Source organism: Nocardioides eburneiflavus (assembly GCF_004785795.1).
GTDB classification, from domain to species: domain Bacteria; phylum Actinomycetota; class Actinomycetes; order Propionibacteriales; family Nocardioidaceae; genus Nocardioides; species Nocardioides eburneiflavus.
The window spans coordinates 2463840-2485406 of the sequence record NZ_SRRO01000001.1 but is presented as its reverse complement, the minus strand read 5'-3'; the positions used below and the strand labels follow the sequence as shown (position 1 = coordinate 2485406).

At 72.5% G+C, this 21567-nt stretch carries 22 protein-coding genes; 15 read left to right on the top strand and 7 right to left on the bottom strand.

Annotated elements, in window-relative coordinates; genetic code table 11:
- Nucleotides 1-17 precede the first annotated feature (17 nt).
- Genes EXE59_RS11625 through EXE59_RS11610 form a run of 4 tightly spaced genes read left to right on the top strand, consistent with a single transcriptional unit; the run spans nucleotide 18 to nucleotide 3162 of the window.
- Nucleotides 18-845, top strand: a complete 828-nt coding sequence (locus EXE59_RS11625; protein WP_135839050.1) for a purine-nucleoside phosphorylase — start codon at nucleotides 18-20, stop codon at nucleotides 843-845.
- A gap of 8 nt (nucleotides 846-853) precedes the next feature.
- Entirely contained in the window at nucleotides 854-1663 is an 810-nt protein-coding gene (locus EXE59_RS11620) for an NAD-dependent epimerase/dehydratase family protein (RefSeq protein ID WP_135839049.1), read from the top strand.
- A gap of 60 nt (nucleotides 1664-1723) precedes the next feature.
- Nucleotides 1724-2098 carry a MerR family transcriptional regulator gene (locus tag EXE59_RS11615; protein WP_135839048.1) on the top strand — a complete coding sequence of 125 codons (375 nt, stop codon included), beginning with the start codon at nucleotides 1724-1726 and terminating at the stop codon, nucleotides 2096-2098.
- A 56-nt stretch (nucleotides 2099-2154) separates the two neighbouring features.
- Nucleotides 2155-3162 carry an aldo/keto reductase gene (locus EXE59_RS11610; protein WP_135839047.1) on the top strand — a complete coding sequence of 336 codons (1008 nt, stop codon included), beginning with the start codon at nucleotides 2155-2157 and terminating at the stop codon, nucleotides 3160-3162.
- A gap of 9 nt (nucleotides 3163-3171) precedes the next feature.
- Here EXE59_RS11610 and EXE59_RS11605 read toward each other — a convergent pair whose 3' ends face one another.
- A complete protein-coding gene (locus EXE59_RS11605; RefSeq protein WP_135839046.1) occupies nucleotides 3172-4491 on the bottom strand; it encodes a DUF2252 domain-containing protein in 1320 nt (439 codons plus the stop codon).
- 39 nt (nucleotides 4492-4530) lie between these two features.
- On the opposite strand from EXE59_RS11605, the gene tpx reads away from it, so the two are divergent.
- A complete protein-coding gene (gene tpx, locus EXE59_RS11600) occupies nucleotides 4531-5028 on the top strand; it encodes a thiol peroxidase (protein WP_135839045.1) in 498 nt (165 codons plus the stop codon).
- A 29-nt stretch (nucleotides 5029-5057) separates the two neighbouring features.
- On the opposite strand, the gene EXE59_RS11595 is transcribed toward tpx, so the two are convergent.
- Together EXE59_RS11595 and EXE59_RS11590 are read right to left on the bottom strand one after the other, a co-directional pair.
- Nucleotides 5058-5702, bottom strand: coding sequence for an MOSC domain-containing protein (locus EXE59_RS11595; protein ID WP_135839044.1), 645 nt, complete (start codon nucleotides 5700-5702; stop codon nucleotides 5058-5060).
- 52 nt (nucleotides 5703-5754) lie between these two features.
- Nucleotides 5755-6126, bottom strand: a complete 372-nt coding sequence (locus tag EXE59_RS11590) for a VOC family protein (protein ID WP_135839043.1) — start codon at nucleotides 6124-6126, stop codon at nucleotides 5755-5757.
- Between the two features lie 51 nt (nucleotides 6127-6177).
- Here EXE59_RS11590 and EXE59_RS11585 point away from each other — a divergent pair, with 51 nt between their 5' ends.
- Genes EXE59_RS11585 through yidC form a run of 4 tightly spaced genes read left to right on the top strand, consistent with a single transcriptional unit; the run spans nucleotide 6178 to nucleotide 10137 of the window.
- Nucleotides 6178-7833, top strand: a complete 1656-nt coding sequence (locus tag EXE59_RS11585; protein ID WP_135839042.1) for a phospho-sugar mutase — start codon at nucleotides 6178-6180, stop codon at nucleotides 7831-7833.
- The gene (locus EXE59_RS11580; RefSeq protein ID WP_135839041.1) at nucleotides 7826-8968 is read left to right on the top strand and encodes a right-handed parallel beta-helix repeat-containing protein; all 1143 of its coding nucleotides are present in this window, start codon (nucleotides 7826-7828) and stop codon (nucleotides 8966-8968) included. Before EXE59_RS11585 ends, EXE59_RS11580 begins: the two co-directional genes overlap by 8 nt.
- A 29-nt stretch (nucleotides 8969-8997) precedes the next feature.
- Complete coding sequence (locus EXE59_RS11575; protein WP_135839040.1) at nucleotides 8998-9285, top strand: hypothetical protein; 288 nt, start codon at nucleotides 8998-9000, stop codon at nucleotides 9283-9285.
- A gap of 57 nt (nucleotides 9286-9342) precedes the next feature.
- Nucleotides 9343-10137 (top strand): membrane protein insertase YidC, encoded by a 795-nt coding sequence (gene yidC, locus EXE59_RS11570; protein ID WP_135839039.1) that lies wholly within the window; start codon nucleotides 9343-9345, stop codon nucleotides 10135-10137.
- On the opposite strand, the gene EXE59_RS11565 is transcribed toward yidC, so the two are convergent.
- The gene (locus tag EXE59_RS11565; RefSeq protein WP_135839038.1) at nucleotides 10127-11068 is read right to left on the bottom strand and encodes an NAD(P)-dependent alcohol dehydrogenase; all 942 of its coding nucleotides are present in this window, start codon (nucleotides 11066-11068) and stop codon (nucleotides 10127-10129) included. The genes yidC and EXE59_RS11565 overlap by 11 nt on opposite strands.
- A 95-nt stretch (nucleotides 11069-11163) precedes the next feature.
- Between EXE59_RS11565 and EXE59_RS11560 the strand changes: the two genes are divergently transcribed.
- Both EXE59_RS11560 and EXE59_RS11555 read left to right on the top strand, forming a co-directional pair.
- On the top strand, nucleotides 11164-11817 hold the full coding sequence (locus EXE59_RS11560; RefSeq protein ID WP_246056730.1) for a TetR/AcrR family transcriptional regulator: 654 nt from the start codon (nucleotides 11164-11166) through the stop codon (nucleotides 11815-11817).
- A 111-nt stretch (nucleotides 11818-11928) separates the two neighbouring features.
- Nucleotides 11929-13965 (top strand): hypothetical protein, encoded by a 2037-nt coding sequence (locus EXE59_RS11555; protein ID WP_135839037.1) that lies wholly within the window; start codon nucleotides 11929-11931, stop codon nucleotides 13963-13965.
- Between the two features lie 19 nt (nucleotides 13966-13984).
- Here EXE59_RS11555 and EXE59_RS11550 read toward each other — a convergent pair whose 3' ends face one another.
- On the bottom strand, nucleotides 13985-14593 hold the full coding sequence (locus tag EXE59_RS11550) for a hypothetical protein (protein ID WP_135839036.1): 609 nt from the start codon (nucleotides 14591-14593) through the stop codon (nucleotides 13985-13987).
- A 78-nt stretch (nucleotides 14594-14671) separates the two neighbouring features.
- Here EXE59_RS11550 and deoC point away from each other — a divergent pair, with 78 nt between their 5' ends.
- The 3 genes from deoC to EXE59_RS11535 are packed head-to-tail and all read left to right on the top strand — an operon-like array spanning nucleotide 14672 to nucleotide 17966.
- Entirely contained in the window at nucleotides 14672-15649 is a 978-nt protein-coding gene (gene deoC / locus EXE59_RS11545) for a deoxyribose-phosphate aldolase (protein WP_246056728.1), read from the top strand.
- Nucleotides 15650-15654: 5 nt separating this feature from the next.
- Entirely contained in the window at nucleotides 15655-17109 is a 1455-nt protein-coding gene (locus EXE59_RS11540) for an aldehyde dehydrogenase family protein (protein ID WP_135839035.1), read from the top strand.
- Nucleotides 17106-17966, top strand: a complete 861-nt coding sequence (locus tag EXE59_RS11535; protein ID WP_135839034.1) for an aldehyde dehydrogenase family protein — start codon at nucleotides 17106-17108, stop codon at nucleotides 17964-17966. Before EXE59_RS11540 ends, EXE59_RS11535 begins: the two co-directional genes overlap by 4 nt.
- A gap of 62 nt (nucleotides 17967-18028) precedes the next feature.
- Here EXE59_RS11535 and EXE59_RS11530 read toward each other — a convergent pair whose 3' ends face one another.
- A complete protein-coding gene (locus tag EXE59_RS11530; RefSeq protein WP_135839033.1) occupies nucleotides 18029-19693 on the bottom strand; it encodes a substrate-binding domain-containing protein in 1665 nt (554 codons plus the stop codon).
- 96 nt (nucleotides 19694-19789) lie between these two features.
- Here EXE59_RS11530 and EXE59_RS11525 point away from each other — a divergent pair, with 96 nt between their 5' ends.
- Nucleotides 19790-20455 carry a nucleoside/nucleotide kinase family protein gene (locus EXE59_RS11525; protein ID WP_135839032.1) on the top strand — a complete coding sequence of 222 codons (666 nt, stop codon included), beginning with the start codon at nucleotides 19790-19792 and terminating at the stop codon, nucleotides 20453-20455.
- Here EXE59_RS11525 and EXE59_RS11520 read toward each other — a convergent pair.
- The gene (locus tag EXE59_RS11520; protein WP_425464535.1) at nucleotides 20430-21524 is read right to left on the bottom strand and encodes an adenosine deaminase; all 1095 of its coding nucleotides are present in this window, start codon (nucleotides 21522-21524) and stop codon (nucleotides 20430-20432) included. The two genes, EXE59_RS11525 and EXE59_RS11520, sit on opposite strands and share 26 nt — an antisense overlap.
- Between the last annotated feature and the right edge of the window lie 43 nt (nucleotides 21525-21567).

Here is a 21567-nt window from a genome sequence, read left to right as displayed (position 1 = left end):
CGTCTAGAGTTCGCCGCGTGACCCACGCAGACCCTGCCCCGACCCCGTACGAGAGCGCCACCGAGGCCGCCGCCAGGCTCGCCGAGCTGACCGGTGTCGAGCGCCACGACATCGCCCTGGTCCTGGGCTCGGGCTGGCTCCCGGCCGTCGACGCCCTCGGTGAGGCCACCGCCGAGATCGACACCACCGACCTGCCCGGCTTCAGCGCGGCCGCGGTCGCCGGGCACAGCGGCAAGATCCGCTCGATCCGCTGTGCCGTTCCCGGGGGAAGTGATCGCAACCTGCTCGTGTTCCTCTCGCGCACCCACTTCTACGAGGGCAAGGGCGTCGCCGCGGTGGTCCACCCGATCCGTACGGCCGCGGCGGCCGGCTGCTCGGCGATCGTGCTGACCAACGGCTGCGGCGGACTCAAGGAGGGCTGGCAGCCCGGCCAGCCCGTGCTGATCTCCGACCACATCAACCTGACCGGCACCAGCCCGATCGTCGGGGCCAACTTCGTCGACCTCACCGACCTCTACAGCCCACGCCTGCGCGCGATGTGCAAGGAGGTCGACAGCTCGCTGGACGAGGGCGTCTACGTCCAGTTCCCCGGGCCGCACTACGAGACCCCGGCCGAGGTCCGGATGGCCGGCGTCCTCGGCGGCCACCTGGTCGGCATGAGCACCACGCTCGAGGCGATCGCGGCCCGCGAGGCGGGCATGGAGATCCTGGGCATCAGCCTGGTCACCAACCTCGCCGCGGGCCTGAGCGGGGAGCCGCTCAACCACGAGGAGGTCCTCGTGGCGGGCAGGGCCGCGGCCAGCCGGATGGGCGGCCTGCTCAGCCAGGTCGTCGCGAAGATCTGAGGTCGACCGTGCGCGTCCTGGTGACGGGTGCCGCCGGCAGCCTCGGCCGGGTGATCACCGTCGGGCTGGAGGCCCTGGGCCACGACGTGGTCGGGCTCGACCTGGTCCCGCCGCCCGAGGGCACCACCATCACCTGGCACGAGGCCGACTGCGCCGACGCCGATGCCGTCGAGGCGGTCTTCGCCGCCCTGTCCACCGGGGGCAGGCTCGACGCCGTGGTGCACCTCGCCGGGGTCCCCGAGGAGCTCTCGCTCCCCGCCGAGCTCACCTCCCACGTCGTCACCACGGCGGCGCTGCTCGACGCGATGGTCGCCCACGACGTGCCGCGCATCGTCTACGCCTCCTCCAACCACGCCGTGGGGCGCACGCCTCGCGCGGACGGCGAGCTCACCGTCGCGGCGCGGCCACGCCCCGACACCTACTACGGCGTCGCCAAGGTCGCCGCCGAGGCGCTGCTGCAGCTGTTCGCCAACCGGCACGGGCTCGACGCCGTGTCATGCCGGATCGGCTCCTTCCTGGAGGAGCCCACCAGCCTCCGCGGCCTCTCGACGTGGCTCTCGCACGGCGACGGCGTCAGGATGGTCGAGGCGGCCCTCACCGCCCCTGCACCGGGCTTCGCGGTCCTCTACGGCATCAGCGCCAACACCCGCGCCTGGTGGGACCTCGAGCCCGGACGCCTGCTCGGCTACGAGCCGCAGGACGACGCGGAGGCGTACGCCGACCGGATCGAGCGCCGCCCCGAGGACGAGGCGGAGGCCGAGTTCGTCGGCGGGCCGTTCGCGACGGCGCACTTCCACCGGCCTGCACTCGGCGACTGAGGCGTCGGCCGCAGCGGCGTGCCTTGACCTGGAGTGCACTCGAAGTCGGACACTGGTCCGATGACCAGCCTGAGCATCGCCGAGGCCGCCGAGCGCACGGGGCTCACCGCCCACACCCTGCGCTACTACGAGCGCGACGGCCTGCTGCTGCACTCGGTGGACCGGGCACCGTCCGGGCACCGGCGCTACACCGACGACGACCTGCGCTGGATCGAGATGGTGACCCGGCTCCGGTCCACCGGCATGCCCATCCGGGACGTACGCCGCTACACCGCGCTGGTGCGCGACGGTGACGGCAACGAGTCCGAGCGCCTGGACCTGCTCCTCGCCCACCGCGAGGTCGTCGAGCGCCAGCTGGCCGAGGTGACGTCCCACCTGCGTGCCATCGACTACAAGATCGCGCTCTACGAGGGGAAGGTCGAGAGGTCCGCCTGAGCGGCCCGCACGCGGCGCCTTGACTTCGAGCGCACTGCAAGGAGTGGGGTGGGGACATGACGCACACACCCATCGCCCAGCGCACCCTCGGCACGGCCTCCCCGCTCACCGTGAGCAGCCTCGGCCTCGGCTGCATGGGGATGTCGGAGTTCTACGGCACCCCCGACGAGCAGGGCGGCACCGACACCATCCACCGCGCCCTCGACCTCGGCGTGACGTTCCTCGACACCGCCGACATGTACGGCCCGTTCACCAACGAGCAGCTCGTCGGCAAGGCCGTGGCCGGACGCCGCGACGAGGTCCAGCTCGCCACCAAGTTCGGCAACGAGCGCCTCCCCGACGGGACAATGGTCGGCATCAACGGCCGCCCCGACTACGTCCGCTCCGCCTGCGACGCCTCCCTCCAGCGGCTCGGCGTCGACCACGTCGACCTCTACTACCAGCACCGCGTCGACAGGACGGTGCCGATCGAGGAGACCGTCGGCGCGATGGCCGAGCTCGTGAGGGCCGGGAAGGTGCGCCACCTCGGCCTGTCCGAGGCGTCCGCCGCCACCATCCGCAGGGCCCACGGCGTGCACCCGATCACCGCGCTCCAGACGGAGTACTCGCTGTTCACCCGCGACCTCGAGGACGAGGTCCTGCCCACGATCCGCGAGCTCGGCATCGGCCTCGTGCCCTACTCACCGCTCGGTCGCGGGCTGCTGACAGGGGCGATCACCCGCAGCGACGGCGCGGACGGCGAGGCCGACCGCCGCCGCTCGGCCTACTTCCCCCGGTTCCAGGGCGAGGCGCTCAGCGCCAACCTCGCACTCGTCGACAAGGTGCGCGAGATCGCCGCCGAGAAGGGCTGCACCCCCGGCCAGCTGGCGCTCGCGTGGGTGCTCGCCCAGGGCGACGACGTCGCGCCGATCCCCGGGACCAAGCGGGTGGCCTACCTCGAGGAGAACGTCGGCGCCGCCGCGGTCGAGCTCACCGCCGACGACCTGTCGGCCCTCGAGCAGGCCGTGCCGCGCGAGGCCGTGGCCGGCGAGCGCTACGGCGACATGTCGCACATCGACGGCTAGCCATCACACCTAGGTCGCCGCGATCCCCACCCGGCCCTCACGGAAGGCGTCGACGAACAGGGCGTGGTCCTCACGGACCCGTACGGCGTAGTCGATCCCCCAGTCGCACAGCCACTGGACGAACTCGTTGCGGCGTCCCTTCAGCGACTGCGCGATCGCCGCCTCGACGTCGAAGTCGACGAGGTCCTGCTGGCTGTCCTCGTCGGACGCGCAGTGGATCTTGGCGGTCGCGCGGCCGAGGAGGTCGACCACGTCGCGCATCTCGGCGGGCTCGTTGATCTCGCCCCAGTCGAGGTCCACCTCGTAGGGCGAGACCTCGGAGACGACGTAGCCGACGCCACCGATCACCGTGTGGCCGAGCAGCGGGTCGGTGTGCACCTGGAGCGCGCGCTGGCTCACGGACGTACGGTGCCCCTCGTCCTCGAAGTAGGCGTCGACCTCGCTGGTGTCGACGAAGCGGCTCACGGCGGGGATGTTGGCCTGCTTCATGCTGAGCACGACGTCGTTGTCGAGCGCCTGGCTGTAGCCCTCGACCAGCACGTTGTACGCCGGGAGCCCGGCGCTGCCGATGCCGAAGCCGGACTTGCCGACGACGTCGCGCAGGTCGTAGAACAGCTCGCGGTCGAAGCGCTTGGACGTCGGGATGGTGTCGAGGTAGGCGCGGAAGGCTGCCACCACCTCGGTGCGCTCCTCCCGCGGCAGGCGGCGCGTGGTCCCGTCGTCGGCGAACTTCCGGACCCCCCTCTGCATCACCGTCGTCTCGTCGAGCAGGTCGGCGCGGCGCATCGCCCGCGCCTCCTCCAGCGCGACCAGTACCGGTCCGTGGGCGGTGTCGAGGGTGATCTCGAAGTCGTCGTCGGAGTCGGAGGCGACGTAGTGGTTGACCTGGGCGAGGTAGGAGCGGGCGTAGCGGGCGATCAGCTTGCGGATCGCCTCCTCGGGCAGCGCCTTCTGCCAGGCGACCAGCGCGAGGCTCGCGGCGAAGCGCTGGAGGTCCCACGTGAAGCGACCGAGGTAGGCCTCGTCGAAGTCGTTGATGTCGAAGACGAGCCGGCCGTCGGAGTTGAGGTAGGTGCCGAAGTTCTCGACGTGGAGGTCGCCGTGGATCCAGATCCGCTCCGCGCCGTGGCGCGCCCAGTCGTCGGTCCCGGTCGTGACGTCGTTGTAGAACAGGCACGCGGTGCCGCGATAGAACGCGTGCGGGTCGCGGGCCATCTTGCGGTACTTCGCGCGGAACGCCACCGGGTCCGCGCGCATCAGCGGTGCGAAGGCGTCGCGCAGCACCTCGATGATGAGGTCGGTCCGGTCGGGTGTTCGCGCGGCGGCCATGCGGGCACTCTAGGTCTCCGCGCCCAGTAGGTTGGGGCCATGGCAACCACACAACTCGGCCCCAACACCGTCAGCACCGTGGGCGAGCTCCCCGCGGTCGGATCGCAGGCACCGGGCTTCGACCTGGTCGACCTCAAGTTCGGCGCACTCACCGACGCCGACGTCGCCGGCAAGCGCGTGGTGCTCAACATCTTCCCGAGCATCGACACCGGCGTGTGCCAGGCCGGCGTGCGCAAGTTCAACGAGCTCGCCGCCGGCCTCGACAACACCGCCGTCGTCAACGTCTCGGTCGACCTGCCCCTCGCCCAGGCCCGCTTCTGCGGCGCCGAGGGCATCGACGACGTGCTCGTCGGCTCGGCGTTCCGCTCCTCCTTCGGTGAGGACTACGGCGTCGCGATGGCCGACGGCGGCTGGCAGGGCATGCTGGCGCGCGCCGTCGTCGTCCTCGACGCCGACCACAAGGTCCTCTACACGCAGCTGACCGACGCCATCGGCACCGAGCCCGACTACGACGCCGCAGTGGCCGCTCTCTCCTGACCCACCCGTACGCCGGGGTGCTGCCCGCCTCAACGCCGCGATGCGAGCCAGTCGTGCTCGGCCGCGGGCAGCACCCCGGCGTCGAGGAAGACGTCCGCGAGGTCGCGGTCGCCCATGCACGCGCGGAAGAACATCGGCACCGTCAGCCCGTGCCCGGGCCGGTGCACCACCTCGATCGGGTCGTCGGTCTCGATCACCCCCGCCTCGCGGACAGCGAGGTAGGCGCCGGTGCGGCCGTGGGCGGTGAACCGTCGCACCCAGCGCGACTCCCCCAGGTGGGCGGCGAAGGTCGCGCACGGCACCCGCGGCCCGCACACCTCGAGCAGCGAGGTCCCGACCCGCCACTGCTCGCCCACCTCGGCACCGTCGACGTCGAGGCCCGACGTCGTCAGGTTCTCGCCGAACATCCCGTTGCCGAGCTCGCGCCCCAGCTCACGCGCCCAGCGGTCGAGCTCCTCGCGCGCCACGGCGTACACCGCCTGCGTGTCGCCGCCGTGGTGCTTGCGGCTCCAGATCGCGTCGCCCACCACGCCGCTCCCCAGTCCCCCGTGCTTGGGGCCCGGGGCGCGCACCTCGATCCGGTCGACGGGGTGCTTGTGGATGCCACTCGGGCGCTTGAGCCCCGTCACCGGCGCCAAGGAGCCTGAGTTGACGGACAGGACGGTCGCGATCACGCGACAACGGTAGTCGGGGGTGCGGGCGTGCGCGCGTGGATGTCGTGGGAGGTCAGCTGTCCCCGCCGTGGCAGACCGCCTCGATGTTGTTGCCCTCGGTGTCGCGGACGAAGGCGCCGTAGTAGCCGGGGTGGTACTCCGGCCACAGTCGCGGCTCGTGGAGGGACTCCGCCCCGGCCGCCACTGCCTCCGCGTGCCAGGCGCGGACCGTCGCCGCGTCCGGCGCCGTGAACGCGACGTGCACCTCGCGGTTGGGCCCGACCCCCTCGAAGGTGCTGATCCAGAAGTCGGGACCGTCGGTGCCGTAGCCGATGGCCACGTCGACGTCCATGACGCGGCGGTGACCCAGCACGCCGAGGACGCGGTCGTAGAACGCAGCCGCTCGCTGCAGGTCGGTGCAGTTGATGCCCAGGTGATCGATCATGGGCAGATCCTGACAGCGCCCACCGACAGCGCAGCCCGATAGCGTGCGCCCATGACCGCCGACCACCAGCTGCTCGAGCAGGCCCGCGCGTGGGCCGCCGAGGACCCCGACGACCAGACCCGCGCCGAGCTCGGGGCGGTCGTCGCCGCCGCCGAGCGCGGCGACGAGACGGACCTCGCCGACCGCTTCGCCGGGACGCTCGAGTTCGGCACGGCCGGCCTGCGGGGGGCGCTGGGCGCCGGCCCGAACCGGATGAACCGCGTCGTGGTCACCCGTGCGGCCGCGGGCCTGGCCTCGTACCTGAAGGACACCGGCCACGCCGGCGGGTCCGTCGTGATCGGCTTCGACGCCCGCCACAACTCCGACGTGTTCGCGCGCGACACCGCCGAGATCATGACGGGCGCCGGCTTCAAGGCGCTGGTGATGCCGCGTACGCTCCCCACGCCGCTCCTCGCCTTCGCGATCCGCGAGCTCGGCTGCGCCGCCGGCGTGATGGTGACAGCGAGCCACAACCCGCCGCAGGACAACGGCTACAAGGTCTACCTCGGTGACGGCAGCCAGATCGTGCCGCCGGCAGACATCGAGATCGCCGAGCGGATCGCCGCCGTCGGCCCGCTGGCCGACCTGCCCCGGGGCGACGCCGGCAGGGTCGTCGGCGAGGACATCGTCGACAACTACCTCGACACCGTGGCCGGCCTCGCCGAGGACGGCCCGCGCGACCTTCGTGTCGTCTACACCCCGCTCCACGGCGTCGGCGGCACGACCGTGGCGCAGGTGCTGGAGACCGCGGGCTTTGACGCCCCGCACGTGGTCGAGCAGCAGGAGCACCCCGATCCCGACTTCCCCACCGTCTCCTTCCCCAATCCCGAGGAGCCAGGGGCGATGGACCTCGCCATGGCCCTCGCCGAGAGGGCGGGCGCCGACCTGGTCGTGGCCAACGACCCCGACGCCGACCGGTGCGCAGTGGCGGTGCCCGACGCCCACGGCTGGCGGATGCTGCGCGGCGACGAGGTCGGTGCGCTGCTGGCCCACCACCTGATCGCCCGCGGCCGCACCGGCGTCTTCGCCAACTCGATCGTGTCCTCCAGCCTGCTCGGCAAGATGGCGGCCGCGGCCGGCCAGCCGCACGAAGAGACGCTGACCGGCTTCAAGTGGATCGGCCGCGTCCAAGGCCTCGCGTTCGGCTACGAGGAGGCGCTGGGCTACTGCTGCGACCCCGAGCACGTCCGGGACAAGGACGGCGTCTCGGCGCTGCTGCTGGTCTGCGAGCTCGCCGCGCAGGCCAAGGCAGAGGGCCGCGGCCTGACCGACATCCTCGACGACATCGCCCACCAGCACGGGCTGCACGCCACCGACCAGCTGTCGGTGCGCTTCGAGGACCTCTCCGAGATCGCCGCCACCATGGAGCGCCTGCGCACGGCTCCCCCGACGACCCTCGGCGGGCTCGCCGTCGAGCGCGCCGAGGACCTCTCCGAGGGCTCGGCCGCGCTGCCGCCGACCGACGGCCTGCGCTACTCCCTGGCGGAGGGGGCGCGGGTGATCGTGCGTCCGAGCGGCACCGAGCCCAAGGTCAAGTGCTACCTCGAGGTCGTCGTCCCCGTCGAGCCCGGCTCCGGCGGGGGCGGCGTCGACGCGGCCCGGATCTCGGCCGCCGGCCGTCTCGACGCGATCAAGGCCGACCTGCGCGGGGCCGCGTTCGGTGGCTGACGCGCGGGCGGCCCTCCTCTGCCTGACGGTCCTCGCGGCCGCGACCGTGCCCGCCTCCACGGCGTACGCCGGCGACGGTCCGCGGACCTGGCGCGTGGGCCCCGGCCGGGAGCTGGCGGTGCCGAGCCAGGCCGCGGCCGTCGCACGGGACGGCGACACCGTCCTCATCGACCCCGGCACCTACTCCGGCGACGCGGCGACCTGGACCCAGGACGACCTCACGCTGCGCGGCGACGGTGGCCGCGCCCACCTGCGCGCCGACGGCCGTGACGCGCAGGGCAAGGCGATCTGGGTCATCGCCGGCGACCGCGTCACCGTCGACCGGGTCGAGCTCAGCGGCGCGGCGGTGCCCGACCGCAACGGCGCCGGCATCCGCCACGAGGGCACCGACCTCACCGTCACGCGCAGCTGGTTCCACGACAACCAGATGGGCATCCTCACCGGCGCCGACCCCGAGAGTGACGTGGTCGTCACCCGTTCGCGCTTCTTCCGCAACGGCGCCGGCGACGGACTGTCCCACAGCCTCTACGTGGGGGCGGTCCGGTCGCTGTCCGTCAGCGGCAGCTGGTTCAGCGACGTCGACCGGGGTCACCACGTCAAGTCGCGTGCGGCCCGCACCACGGTCGTGGCCAACCGGATCAGCGACGGCGACTCCACGGCCAGCTACTCGATCGACCTGCCCGACGGCGGCCGGTCCCTCGTCGCCGGCAACGTGGTCGTCCAGGGGCCGCGCTCGGAGAACTCCGCCCTGGTGTCCTACGGCGCCGAGGGGCTGACGCAGCCGTCGCAGAGGCTGTGGGTCGTCAACAACACCTTCGTCAACCGTCGCTCCACCGGCACCTTCGTCGCAGTGGCGGGCGGCAGCGTCGTACGCCTGCGCAACAACCTCCTCGTCGGTCCCGGTGACCTCGCCAGCGGACGCGCCCGCGCGCGGGCCAACCTCCGCGTCGGGCTCGGGAGCTTCGTCGCCCCGGGCCGCGAGGACTTCCGGCTGCGTGCGTCGGCGCGGGCCGTCGACCGCGGCCGGACCGTGCCACGGCGGTGGCGGGCGCGCTGGGAGCACGTCGCTCCGACCGGGCTCGTCCGCAGGCCGACGGTCGGCCCCACCGACCTCGGCGCCTTCGAGCGGCGGTGAGCGGGACGCGCCGGAGCTAGGCTGTGGCCATGGTCCGGACCGTGGTCGTCGCGCTGGCGTCGCTCGTCGCGGCGATCTCGCTCGCGCCGACCGCATCCGCCGTGTCGGCGATGTCGGCCGAGGCACTCGTGGTCGTCGCGAGCCTGGCCGCAGCCACGGCGCTCATCGGCGTCCACGGACCCGCGGTGGTGCCCGACGCCACCCTGCGCGCGCTGCGACCGCGCCGCCGCGCCGCCTGCGTACCCCTGGTGCTGGCCGGGCGGACGACCGACGTGCGACACCACCCGGTCCGTCCGCGCGCTCCCGGACTGGTCTGAGACGTCGCCCCCGGGCGACATGCACCCAGACCCGTCCCGCCTCCCCGAGGAGCACGCATGTCCCTGCTCGAACCGATCTCGCACGCCCTCGCGGCCGTCCTGGCCGCCACCCACCACGCCCTCGAAGCCGTGGGCGCCCCGCCCGACGCAGCCGGTACCTGGCTGCTCGGCATCGCCTCGCTCGTCGTCCTCGTCCGGCTCGCCCTGCTGCCCCTCGTCGTCCAGGGCGTACGCCAGGCGCACGCAGCCGCCCGCGCCCGGCCGCACCTGCGCGGTGTCGCCGAGCGCTACCAGGGGCGAACGGACGCCGAGAGCGTGCGCGCCCACCTCGACGAGCGCCGGGCGGTGTCCGCCGAGCACGGTGTGAGCCGGCTCGGGTGCCTGCCGGTGCTCGTCCAGCTGCCCGTGTGGATCTCGCTCTACCACCTCGTCGGCGACGTGGCGTCCGGCGTCGCGGTCGGCGCGATGGGACCGGGGCTGGTCTCGTCGTTCGGCGCCGCGTCTGTCCTCGGCGTCTCGCTGGCCGGTCACGGCTACCTCGGGTCCGGCGCCGTGCACCTCGCCGTCGTGGCCGGGCTCGCGGCGACGGCCGCGGCCCTCTCCTACGTCACCCAGCGGTTCGTCGTCGCACCCAACACCCCGGTCGACGGGATGCCGGAGGCGATGCTCGCCGCGCAGCGCATCATGCCCGTGGTGTCGGCCGGCGGCCTCCTCCTCGCTGGCGGGGTGGTGCCGGTGGCGCTGCTCGTCTACTGGGTGTGCAGCTCGACGTGGACCCTCGGCCAGTCCGCCGTCGTGGCGCGCTGGTGGCCGACTCCCGGGACGGCCGCGGCGGCGCGCGTCACGGGGTGAGCACCAGGTTGCCGACCTTGCGCCCGGAGTCGACGATGCGGTGGGCCTCGACGATCTCGCTCAGCGGCAGGGTCCGGCTGACCACCGGCCGCAGCTCCCCCGCCGCGAGCCGGTCGAGCAGCCACGCGAAGTCGACCGGGTCCTCCGGCCAGGGGCCGGCGCGCACCGCGCCGCGGGCCAGGACGGTGTCGGCCAGGCCCGCGACCGCGAGCACCAGGACTCCTGACGTCGCGAGCAGGCGACGGCCGGAGCGGCGGTCGAGGTTGCCCACCGCGTCGAGCACCACGTCGTACGCCGCGGGCAGGTCGCGCACGGACGTCCGGGCGTGGTCGACCACCTCGTCGGCGCCGAGCGAGCGCACCAGGTCGGCGTTGCGCCCGCTGCAGACGGCCGTGACGTGGGCGCCGGCGTGGTGCGCGACCTGCACCGCAGCGCTCCCCACGGCGCCCGAGGCGCCGTTGACGAGGACGCGGCGCCCGGGCTTGACCACGTCGCGCAGGACGTGGCGTGCCGTGCTGCCGCCGAAGAGCACCGCGGCTGCGTCCGTGAGGGCGACCCCGGCGGGCACCGGCACGAGCCGGTCGGCGCGGACGGCGGCGAGCTCGGCGTGCGCGCCCATGGCGGCACCCGTCATGCCCGCGACCTCGTCGCCCACCGACACCCGGGTCACGCCCGGCCCGACGGACTCGACGACCCCGCTGTGGACGACTCCGAGGACCGACCTGCGAGGACCGCCCCAGCCGAGCGCCAGCCGGCCCGGCAGGGCGAAGCCGGGCGGGAAGCGGCACCCCCTGATGCGGGCGTCGCCGGAGTTGACGGTCGTCGCCCGCACCCGGACCACGACCTGCCCCTTGCCGGCGACCGGGTCGGGCACGTCCCGCACCGAGACGACCTCGGGCGGTCCGTACCGCTCCACGACTGCTGCCTTCACGACGACTCCTCGAGCTCCCTGGGACTTACACCTGTAAGCCTGATGGCGGACAGCGTAGCCTTACGCCTGTAAGCCACCCAAGCCGAGGAGTGCTCGTGTCCAGACCACCTCCCCCTCGACCGGCGCTCTCCCGCGAGCGTGTCGTCGACGCCGCCAGCCGGGTCGCCGACGCCGGCGGGCTGTCCGGGGTGAGCATGCGCAGCGTGGGCCGCGAGCTCGGCGTCGAGGCGATGTCGCTCTACCACCACGTCGCCAGCAAGGACGCGCTGCTCGACGGGCTGGCCGACTGGGTCTTCGAGCGCATCGACACGCCCTCGGCGTCGAACCCCTGGCGCTCCGAGATGGAGAGGCGCGCCCGATCGGCGCGCACGGTCCTGGCCGCGCACCCGTGGGGTCTCGGGCTCCTGGAGTCGCGCCGCTCCCCCGGTCCGGCCACCCTGGGCCACCACGACGCCGTCATCGGCTGCCTGCGCGCTGCCGGCTTCTCCGTCGCGCTGGCCGCGCACGCCTTCTCGGTGCTCGACGCCTACACCTACGGCTTCGTGCTCACCGAGGTGAACCTGCCGTTCGGGCCCGACGAGTCGGCCGAGGACTTCGTCGCGGACCTCGGCCCGATCACGGACCAGTACCCGCACCTGGCCGAGATGGTCGCCGAGCAGGTCGTCGGACGCGACTACCGGTACGGCGACGAGTTCGACCACGGCCTCGCACTCGTCCTCGACGGGTTGGAACAACGCTTCGAGGGTTGACCCTCGGGTTCCGACGTCATCCCACGTCGCGACGACGCGGGACTCGTGTGCCGGACTGGACCGGGGTCACAGACCCTGTCGCCACCGCGGGTGTCGGCGTACAACGTAAAGATGAGCCTGACGCGCACCCTTCTCGTGGCTGCTGCGGCGGCAACCCTCCTCAGCGGCGGGCTCCTGCCGGCCGACGCCGGGCCGGCCGAGCGGGAGACGGAGCCCCGCGTGCTCGAGTGGACCAGGACCACCGACCCGGTCGTGCTCAGGCCGAGCACGATCGCCCGCGACGTGGGGTGCTCACCGACCGGCGCGGCGTGCGTCATCGTGGGCCAGCGCACCGACACGGCAGGATCGCGCGTGGCGGCCGTCCAGCGCTGGGACGGCACGGCATGGACGGCCGAGACCGTGCCGACGGACACCGCCCTCGTCGACGTGTCGTGCAGCAGCGTGACCGACTGCGTCGCGCTCGAGGAGCCCCAGGAGGGCACCGGAGTGGTCCGCCGACTGGCGGTCAGGTCTGCCACCGGGTGGCGCTCGGTCGGGTTCGACGTCCCGACCGAGACCGTCCAGCTCATGTCGGTGTCCTGCGCGTCTGCAACCTGGTGCCTGCTCACCGGCGCCGACCGCGAGATGGCCGTCTTCGACGGCGCGGGCGTCCACTGGCTCGCACGCACGGTCCTCACGATCAATGCGGTCTCGTGCACCAGCCCCACCTACTGCGCAGCGGCCGCCGGTGGCGGGTTCCTCGAGTGGGACGGCACCCGGTGGACCGCGACGGCCTTGGACGACACCGGCCAGGTGGTGGACGTCGACTGCTGGGCCGACCAGCGCTGCATGGCCACGGCCGTGGGGCAGGGTGGCACCGCCTCCCCGACGACCTTCGTGCGGACCCCACAGTCGGCGTGGATCCCATCGGGGAGGCTGCGCGGACGCCCAGCCTACGGCGACGCGGGGCCGCTGGGTGCTGACTGCGACTCGGGCGGGACGTGCCACGTTCTCCACCTGACGGGTCCGCTGCGCAGAGCCGACCTCATGATCTCCACCTGGACCGCCGGCACGTGGAGCATGAAGGAGCTGCCGCGTCCGGACGGGACACTCTCGGCCCTCGCGTGCCGGCCGGGCGAGTGCGTCGTGGCTGTTGTCCACAGCAACGACTACCTGGGGTGGACCCACTCCAGCGCGCTGCACGGCACCGGCACGCAGTGGGCGCAGCACGAGCTGGCCGACGCGCCAGTCCGGCTCCCCGAGACCGCCCCTCTCGAGGCGACCTGCACGGCCGCCGACTGGTGCCTGGCCATCGGTCGCTCGGGCGGCGCGGACCCCTACGTCGTCCGGGGGGACGGCGACGACTGGCGGGAGCTGCCGGCCGCGCTGGCCGACCAGCGTGACCTGGACTGCTGGCGACCGGGCGGCTGCGTCGTGGTGGGGTCCGACGGCCGGAGGCCCCGCAGCGCGATCCTTCGAGAGGGGCGCTGGCGGGTGCTGCCCGCACTCTCCCCGTCGTGGCTCGTGGGTGGAGCGATCACCGGGGTGTCGTGCGTGGGCGAGCGCTGCACCTACTCCGGGCAGTACCAGACCAGGAAGCGCGTCGGGACCGGCATCTTCGTCGCGCGACGTGTTGCGGGGCGGTGGCGGGTCCAGCGTCTCGGCCCCCTGTTCGACAGCGAAGAGGCCTTCACCGGCCGACCGTCCATGGACTGCACGACCCCCTCGCGCTGCGTCGTCGTCACGTCGATGTTCCTGCGCGGGACGAGCGAGCCGACCTCCTTCGTGGCCACCTCGGCCGGCGGTCGCTGGCGGTGGGACACGGTCGGCACCGGCCTTTCGCTCTACGAGGTCGACTGCGCCGACACCGTGCACTGCGTGGCGGGCGGCCAGTCGGGCGACCGTGGGCGCATCCTGGCGCTAGGCGTCGACGGAACCTGGCGCAGTGTCCGGGTCCGGGGACGGAGCACGGGGTTCCACTCGGTGTCGTGCCCGACCAGCCGCACGTGCCACGCGGCAGCCGAGGGCGGGCGGCTCCAGCTCCTGACCCGCACCCCGGGCGGCTGGCGCGCACGCCCGGTGGGCCCGCGCGGGATGACCGACGTGGCGTGCTCCGGGCCGCGCGCGTGCCTGGCCTTCAACGGCGCACGGACCTGGCTGGGGCGGTAACCCCCGGCGCGCGGCGACCTCAGACGAAGAAGCTGACCAGCAGCAGCACGCAGGACGTGGCGATGAGCACGAGCGGGACCACGTCGGGTTCACGGCGCACGGGGTGGGGCAGCGCCAGCTGCTCGCGCGAGCCCGGCCGCACCCCGGCACCCTTCCGCGCAGCGTCGACGAGCTCGTGGAGGCGGTGCTCGGCCCAGTCGGCGTAGGACATCCCGTCACGCGGGCCGTCGTCGGCTCCGGGCGTGCGGCGCGCGAGCATGGCCTTGCGCCACGAGCGACCGACGACCGTGGAGACGAAGCGTCGGTCGTCCGCACGCACGGCCAGCACCTGGCGCACGGCCAGCTCCTCGATCGCGGCGAGCCGGATGTGCACGGTCTCGGCGAGGTTGCGCATCACGAGGTGTTCCTCGGTCGCCCACAGTGCCGGCCGCAGCATCGCCGCCCAGGCCAGCACCCCCACCAGCAGGCCGGCGGCGGCCACCCAGGCCGGGAACCCCTGATCGAGGTAGGCGACGCCGGCGACCACGAGCGCTACGCAGAAGGCGACGGTCAGCCAACCGGAGATCCGACCGCTCGTGGGCTGGAACCGCTCCACGACGGTGTCGGCGTCGTGCTGCAGGCGTGCCATGTCGTCCTCGCTGATTTGGGCAGACTTTGGCCCCACACGGATTGCCGGGGGCCTCGCGCCCAACTCTATGCTGGGTCGGTGACACCCATTGCCAGCCCCACGGCGGGCGACACCTCCGCGCACGGCGTCTTCGACGACATCGTGGGCTCGGAGTCCTCGCTCCGCCGATTCCTCCACGGCCTGCCGGGAGTCGACCAGGTCGGGTGCGAGGCCCGCGCCGCCGGTCTGGCCACCCGGTCCATCAAGACCACGTCGAAGGCCTTCGCCATCGACCTGGCCATCCGCATGGTCGACCTGACCACGCTCGAGGGCCAGGACACCCACGGCAAGGTGCGGGCGCTCGCCTCCAAGGCGATGCGGCCCGACCCCGCCGACCCGACGTGCCCCGCCACGGCCGCGGTCTGCGTCTATCCCGACATGGTCGCGACCGCCAAGCAGACCCTCGGCGACAGCGGCGTCCACGTCGCCGCCGTGGCCACGGCGTTTCCGAGCGGTCGCGCGGCGATGGACATCAAGCTCGCCGACACCCGGGACGCGGTCGAGGCCGGCGCCGACGAGATCGACATGGTGATCGACCGGGGCGCGTTCCTGTCGGGTCGCTACCTCGAGGTCTACGAGGAGATCGCGCAGGTCAAGGAGGCGTGCGGAGACGCCCACCTCAAGGTGATCTTCGAGACCGGCGAGCTGCAGACCTACGACAACGTCCGCCGCGCCAGCTGGCTGGCGATGATGGCCGGCGGTCACTTCATCAAGACCTCCACCGGCAAGGTGCAGCCCGCCGCGACCCTCCCGGTCACGCTGATCATGCTGGAGGCCGTCCGCGACTTCCGCGAGCAGACCGGCCAGATGGTCGGCGTGAAGCCGGCCGGCGGCATCAAGACCACCAAGGACGCCATCAAGTACCTCGTGATGGTCAACGAGATCTGCGGGAGCGACTGGCTCGACCCCGACTGGTTCCGCTTCGGTGCGTCCACGCTGCTCAACGACCTGCTGATGCAGCGCACCAAGATGACGACCGGCCGCTACTCCGGTCCCGACTACTTCACGCTGGACTGAGGCAGATGAGCAACCCCACCCCCACCAACGTCTTCGAGTACGCCCCCGCCCCCGAGTCGCGCGCCATCGTCGACATCAAGCCGTCCTACGGCCTGTTCATCAACGGCGAGTTCGTCGACGGCCACGGCACGTCCTTCAAGACGGTCAACCCGGCCACTGAGGAGGTGCTCGCCGAGGTCGCGGAGGCCACCGACGCCGACGTCGACGAGGCCGTGAAGGCCGCCCGTCGGGCGTACACCCGGGTCTGGTCGCGGATGTCGGGCGCCGAGCGCGCCAAGTACCTCTACCGGATCGCCCGGATCATCCAGGAGCGCGGCCGCGAGCTCGCCGTCCTGGAGTCCATCGACAACGGCAAGCCGATCAAGGAGTCGCGCGACGTCGACATCCCGGTGGTCGCCGCCCACTTCTTCTACTACGCCGGCTGGGCCGACAAGCTGAAGTACTCCGGCTACGGCGAGACCCCGCTCGGTGTCGCCGGCCAGGTCATCCCGTGGAACTTCCCGCTGCTGATGCTGGCGTGGAAGATCGCCCCCGCCCTGGCGTGTGGCAACACGGTCGTCCTCAAGCCGGCCGAGACCACCCCGCTCACCGCGTTGCTGTTCGCCGAGATCTGCCAGCAGGCCGACCTCCCGCCGGGCGTGGTCAACATCGTCACCGGCGCCGGTGACACCGGCCGAGCGATCGTGTCGCACCCCGACGTCGACAAGGTCGCCTTCACCGGCTCCACCGAGGTCGGCAAGGCCATCGCCCGCGCGGTCGCCGGGAGCGACAAGAAGGTCACCCTCGAGCTCGGCGGCAAGGCCGCCAACATCGTCTTCGACGACGCCCCGCTCGACCAGGCCGTCGAGGGCATCGTCAACGGCATCTTCTTCAACCAGGGCCACGTCTGCTGCGCCGGCTCGCGGCTGCTCGTGCAGGAGTCGGTGGCCGACGAGGTCATGGAGCGGCTCAAGCGGCGCATGGCGACCCTGCGCATCGGCGACCCGCTCGACAAGAACACCGACGTGGGCGCCATCAACTCCGCGGAGCAGCTCGCCAAGATCCGCGAGCTCTCGCAGATCGGCGAGGACGAGGGCGCCGAGCGCTGGTCCGCGCCGTGCGACCTGCCCGCCAACGGCTACTGGTTCGCCCCGACGGTCTTCACCGGCGTCTCGCAGGCCCACCGGATCGCCCGCGAGGAGATCTTCGGGCCGGTCCTCTCGGTGCTGACCTTCCGCACGCCGTCCGAGGCGGTCGAGAAGGCCAACAACACCCCGTTCGGCCTCTCCGCCGGCGTGTGGACCGACAAGGGCTCGCGCATCCTGTCCATGGCCAACCGCCTGCGGGCGGGCGTGGTCTGGGCCAACACGTTCAACAAGTTCGACCCGACCTCGCCGTTCGGCGGCTACAAGGAGTCCGGATACGGCCGCGAGGGCGGCCGGCACGGCCTCGAGGCCTACCTGAAGGGAGCGGACTCGTGAGCCGCATCGACGTGCGCAAGACCTACAAGCTCTACATCGGCGGCCAGTTCCCGCGCTCGGAGTCGGGACGCTCCTACGTCGTCAACGACGCCAAGGGCAAGCTGCTCGCCAACGCCGCGCAGGCCTCCCGCAAGGACGCCCGCGACGCCGTCGTCGCCGCCCGGGCCGCGTTCGGCGGCTGGTCGGGGCGGACCGCGTACAACCGTGCCCAGGTCGTCTACCGCATCGCGGAGGTCCTCGAGGGCCGTCGCGAGCAGTTCGAGGCCGAGCTCCGCGCCGCGGAGGGCATCACCGCGGCCAAGGCGCGCACCTACGTCGACGCCGCGATCGACCGCCTCGTCTGGTACGCCGGGTGGGCCGACAAGATCACCCAGGTCGTCGGCAACGCCAACCCGGTCGCCGGCCCCTACTTCAACCTGTCGACCCCCGAGCCCAGCGGCGTGATCGCCGTCGTCGCCCCGCGCGGCGCCCTGCTCGGCCTGGTCAGCGTCGTGGCGCCGGCGATCATCACCGGCAACACCGTCGTGGTGATCGCCAGCGAGGACAACCCGCTGACCGCGATCACCCTCGGCGAGGTCATGGCCACCAGCGACCTGCCCGGCGGCGTGGTCAACGTGCTCACCGGCTCGCAGGCCGAGATCGCCCCGTGGCTGGCCTCGCACATGGACGTCAACGGCATCGACCTCACCGGCGTCGAGGACGCCGAGCTCGCCGCCGAGCTCGAGGTGGCCGCGGCCGACAACCTCAAGCGCGTACGCCGCCCCGCCCCCGGCACCGACTGGCTCGCCGAGCCCGCGCTCGACCGGATGACGCAGTTCCTGGAGACCAAGACGGTCTGGCACCCGATCGGGGTCTGAGCAGGCCACCCACCACGACGAAGGCCCCCGGAGCTCGCTCCGGGGGCCTTCGTACGTCGCGATCAGCGGTTGAGCAGGGCCGAGGCCAGCACCCCGAGGATCTCGTTGGGGTTGTTCACCAGGTAGTTCTGCCCGCCGGTCGCCGCAGCGATCTGCTCGAGCTCACCGGTGTCGGCGTCCTGCGAGATGCCGATGATGATCACCTTGACGGGCTTGGCCGGGTCACGCAGCGACTTCAGCTGGTTGACCAGCGCCTCGAGCGACAGCGAGCTGCTGTCGTCGCTGGCGCCGTCGGTGAAGATCACCACGGAGTTGAACCACGCCGGGTCCCACAGCTTCTGCGCGTGCTTGTACGCAGCGAGCGTCGTGTCCATGACGCCGGTGCCGCCGCGCACGCGACCGGCGAGGGCGGCCGCCTCGCGGCGGACGAGGTCGCCGTGGGTCTCCCCACCCTCGACGGAGGCGTCGAGGCGGTCGAGGGCGGCGTACTCGGCCCACGACGCACCGTCCTCGCCGCGGTTCTTCGAGAAGCCCCAGATGCCGATGCGGGCCTGGGCCGGGAAGGCGTCGAGCGCGACCTGCGAGGCCGTGACGGCCAGGCCGATGCGGGTGGTGTCGCCGATGGCGAGCTTCATCGAGCCGGACAGGTCGACGACGGCGAGGATGCTCGAGGGGACCGACAGCACGCGCCACTGGCGCAGGGTGTCGTCGGTCGTCTTCTGCGGGACCGTGTTCAGCACCGTGGTGTCGCCCAGGCCGATGTCGTTGGGCAGTGGGGTGCCCTCGGGGCCGCGGAGCTCGGCAGCTGCGATGGCCTCGACTCCCGCGCTCGAGGAGAACCAGCGACCCAGCGCGCGGCCCACGCGTCCCGAGAGGTCGCCGCCGGAGGCGAGCAGGTCGGAGCTGCCGCGGGTCACGTCGATCAGGGGGAACTGCAGCATCGGCACGCCGGTCTGCGGTGCGACCAGGTTGAGCTGGTCGTTGCTGCGGCGCGCGGCCAGGTAGGCCTGCTCGGTCGCCGGCACGAGCTGCGTGCTCGAGGCGGTGATCGTGGTGAGGTCGGTCTGGTTGGCGCTGCCGGCGACGGCGCGCTCGCCGTACGTCTGGGCGACCGGGACGGTCTTCTCCTCGATCGTGAGGGGCGTCTCGCCGGTCTTCTTCATCTCGGCGTACGGCGCGAGCAGCGCGAGGGCCGAGGCGCCCTCGGCGCTCGGGTCGGCCATCGCGAGGCTGCCGCTGTCGAGGGCTCCGGCCCACGACGCAGGCGCCTTGACCGCCGGTCCGCCGACGAGGCCGACGGGCGTCTGGGCGAGCACCTTGGCGATCGGCGTGCCGGTCCAGCCGGCCGAGGTCAGCTGGCCCTTCCAGGTCGGGCTGTCGGGGATCCAGAGCTCGGGGAGCTCGGCGTTGGGGTCGCTCAGCAGCGCCACCACGTCGCTCACGGAGCCGGCTGTGACCTGGATGTCGATGCACGGCTGGTCGGCGTTGACGTCCTTGACGGCCTCCTTGACGAGGCCCTCCATCACCGGAGCGGTGGTCAGCGTGACCACCTCGGAGATGCAGTCGGCCTCGGCCTCGCTGCCGTCTCCGCGCATCGCGAGGAAGCCGATGATGCCCACCACGAGCACGAGCACGAGCCCGATCAGCGCAAGGGTCTTGCCGGAGCGGCCCACGGGGCCACCGGAGTTGTCCGCGGATTCGGGCGCGGTCGAGTCGTCCAGACTCATGAGGTCCTCCCACAAGAACGTCAATCGGGGGTCTGGGCGAGGATAGTGTCAAGCCTTTACCGTCCGTGGCCGAACGACGAAACGAGTCAGTAACAAATGACCCACGCCCAGGTGGTGGTGCTCGCAGGCCCGAGCGGCGCCGGCAAGTCCCGGCTGGCCGAACGCCTCGGCCTGCCCGTCCTGCGCCTCGACGACTTCTACAAGGACGGCGACGACCCGTCGCTGCCGAGGATCACCTCCGGAAGCCCTTCGAGACGCCTCGTCCCTCGGCTCCTCAGGACGAGCAACGCGGGGCTCGTGGACTGGGACCACCCCGCCTCCTGGCACGAGGCCGACGCCCTGGCCGCGCTGCGCGAGCTGTGCGCGACCGGGCGCAGCGAGGTCCCGGTCTACGAGATCGCCCAGAACGGCCGCTGCGGCTCACGCACCGTGGACCTCGGCGGCAGCACCCGGTTCGTCGCGGAGGGCATCTTCGCCCCCGACGTGGTCGCGACGTGTCGCGAGGAGGGGATGCTCGCCGCGGCCTACTGCATCACCCAGCACCCGCTGAAGACCTTCTGGCGCCGCCTCACCCGCGACCTGCGCGAGCACCGCAAGCCGCCGCTCGTGCTCGTACGCCGCGGGCTGGCGCTCATGCGCGACCAGCAGCGCGTCGTCGCCCACGCCGTGCGGCAGGGCTGCCGGCGCGCCACGGGCGACCAGGCCTACGCCGAGCTCACCGCCGACCGCGGGACGGCTACGCCTCGCCGGCAGCCTCGATGAGGGCGGCGTAGCCCGGCTTGACGACCTGGTCGATGATCGCGAGCCGCTCGTCGAAGGGCAGGAACGCCGACTTCATCGCGTTGATCGTGAACCAGCGCAGGTCGGCCAGCGTGTAGCCGAAGGCCTCGACCAGGCCGTGCATCTCCTGGGTCATCGACGTGCCGCTCATCAGCCGGTTGTCGGTGTTGACCGTGACCCGGAAGCGCAGGTCGGTCAGCAGCCCGATCGGGTGCTGCTCGAAGGACTCGGCCGCGCCGGTCTGGATGTTGGAGCTGGGGCACATCTCCAGCGGGATCCGCTTGTCGCGGACGTACGCCGCCAGCCGGCCGAGCTCGACCGACCCGTCCTCGGCGACCGTGATGTCGTCGATGATGCGTACGCCGTGGCCGAGGCGGTCGGCTCCGCACCACTGGATCGCCTCCCAGATCGACGGCAGGCCGAAGGCCTCGCCGGCGTGGATGGTGAAGTGGGCGTTCTCGCGCTGGAGGTACTCGAAGGCGTCGAGGTGGCGGGTGGGAGGGAAGCCGGCCTCGGCGCCTGCGATGTCGAACCCGGCGACGCCGCGGTCGCGCCAGGAGATGGCCAGCTCGGCGATCTCCATCGAGCGGGCCTGGTGCCGCATCGCGGTCAGCAGCTGGCGTACGACGATGCGCCCGCCGCTCGCCGCCATGCCGGCGTCGAAGCCCTCCTGCACCGCGGCGACGACCTCGTCGAGGGTCAGGCCCCCGGTGACGTGCTGCTCGGGGGCGTAGCGCACCTCGGCGTAGACCACGCCGTCTGCGGCGAGGTCCTCGACGCACTCACGGGCCACCCGCGCGATCGCGGGACCGTTCTGCATGACCGCGACCGTGTGGTCGAAGGTCTCGAGGTAGCGCACCAGCGAGCCCGAGTCGGCGGACTCGGCGAACCAGCGCCCCAGCGACTCCGCGTCGCCGGCCGGGAGCCGGTGGCCGATCTCCTCGGCGAGCTCGACGATGGTCTGGGGGCGCAGCCCGCCGTCGAGGTGGTCGTGCAGCAGGACCTTCGGGGCGGCCTGCACCTGGTCGCGGGTGGGAGTGGTCACCGGCACATCCAAGCAGGGCCGGCCATGGTCAAGCACTATGTTCGTCGCC

Coding starts and splice junctions, on each gene's coding strand:
- EXE59_RS11615 (WP_135839048.1), top strand. CDS start 1,724: ATGACCAGCCTGAGCATCGCCGAGGCCGCCGAGCGCACGGGGCTCACC.
- EXE59_RS11610 (WP_135839047.1), top strand. CDS start 2,155: ATGACGCACACACCCATCGCCCAGCGCACCCTCGGCACGGCCTCCCCG.
- EXE59_RS11605 (WP_135839046.1), bottom strand. CDS start 4,491: ATGGCCGCCGCGCGAACACCCGACCGGACCGACCTCATCATCGAGGTG.
- tpx (WP_135839045.1), top strand. CDS start 4,531: ATGGCAACCACACAACTCGGCCCCAACACCGTCAGCACCGTGGGCGAG.
- EXE59_RS11590 (WP_135839043.1), bottom strand. CDS start 6,126: ATGATCGATCACCTGGGCATCAACTGCACCGACCTGCAGCGAGCGGCT.
- EXE59_RS11585 (WP_135839042.1), top strand. CDS start 6,178: ATGACCGCCGACCACCAGCTGCTCGAGCAGGCCCGCGCGTGGGCCGCC.
- EXE59_RS11575 (WP_135839040.1), top strand. CDS start 8,998: ATGGTCCGGACCGTGGTCGTCGCGCTGGCGTCGCTCGTCGCGGCGATC.
- yidC (WP_135839039.1), top strand. CDS start 9,343: ATGTCCCTGCTCGAACCGATCTCGCACGCCCTCGCGGCCGTCCTGGCC.
- EXE59_RS11555 (WP_135839037.1), top strand. CDS start 11,929: ATGAGCCTGACGCGCACCCTTCTCGTGGCTGCTGCGGCGGCAACCCTC.
- EXE59_RS11550 (WP_135839036.1), bottom strand. CDS start 14,593: ATGGCACGCCTGCAGCACGACGCCGACACCGTCGTGGAGCGGTTCCAG.
- EXE59_RS11540 (WP_135839035.1), top strand. CDS start 15,655: ATGAGCAACCCCACCCCCACCAACGTCTTCGAGTACGCCCCCGCCCCC.
- EXE59_RS11530 (WP_135839033.1), bottom strand. CDS start 19,693: ATGAGTCTGGACGACTCGACCGCGCCCGAATCCGCGGACAACTCCGGT.
- EXE59_RS11525 (WP_135839032.1), top strand. CDS start 19,790: ATGACCCACGCCCAGGTGGTGGTGCTCGCAGGCCCGAGCGGCGCCGGC.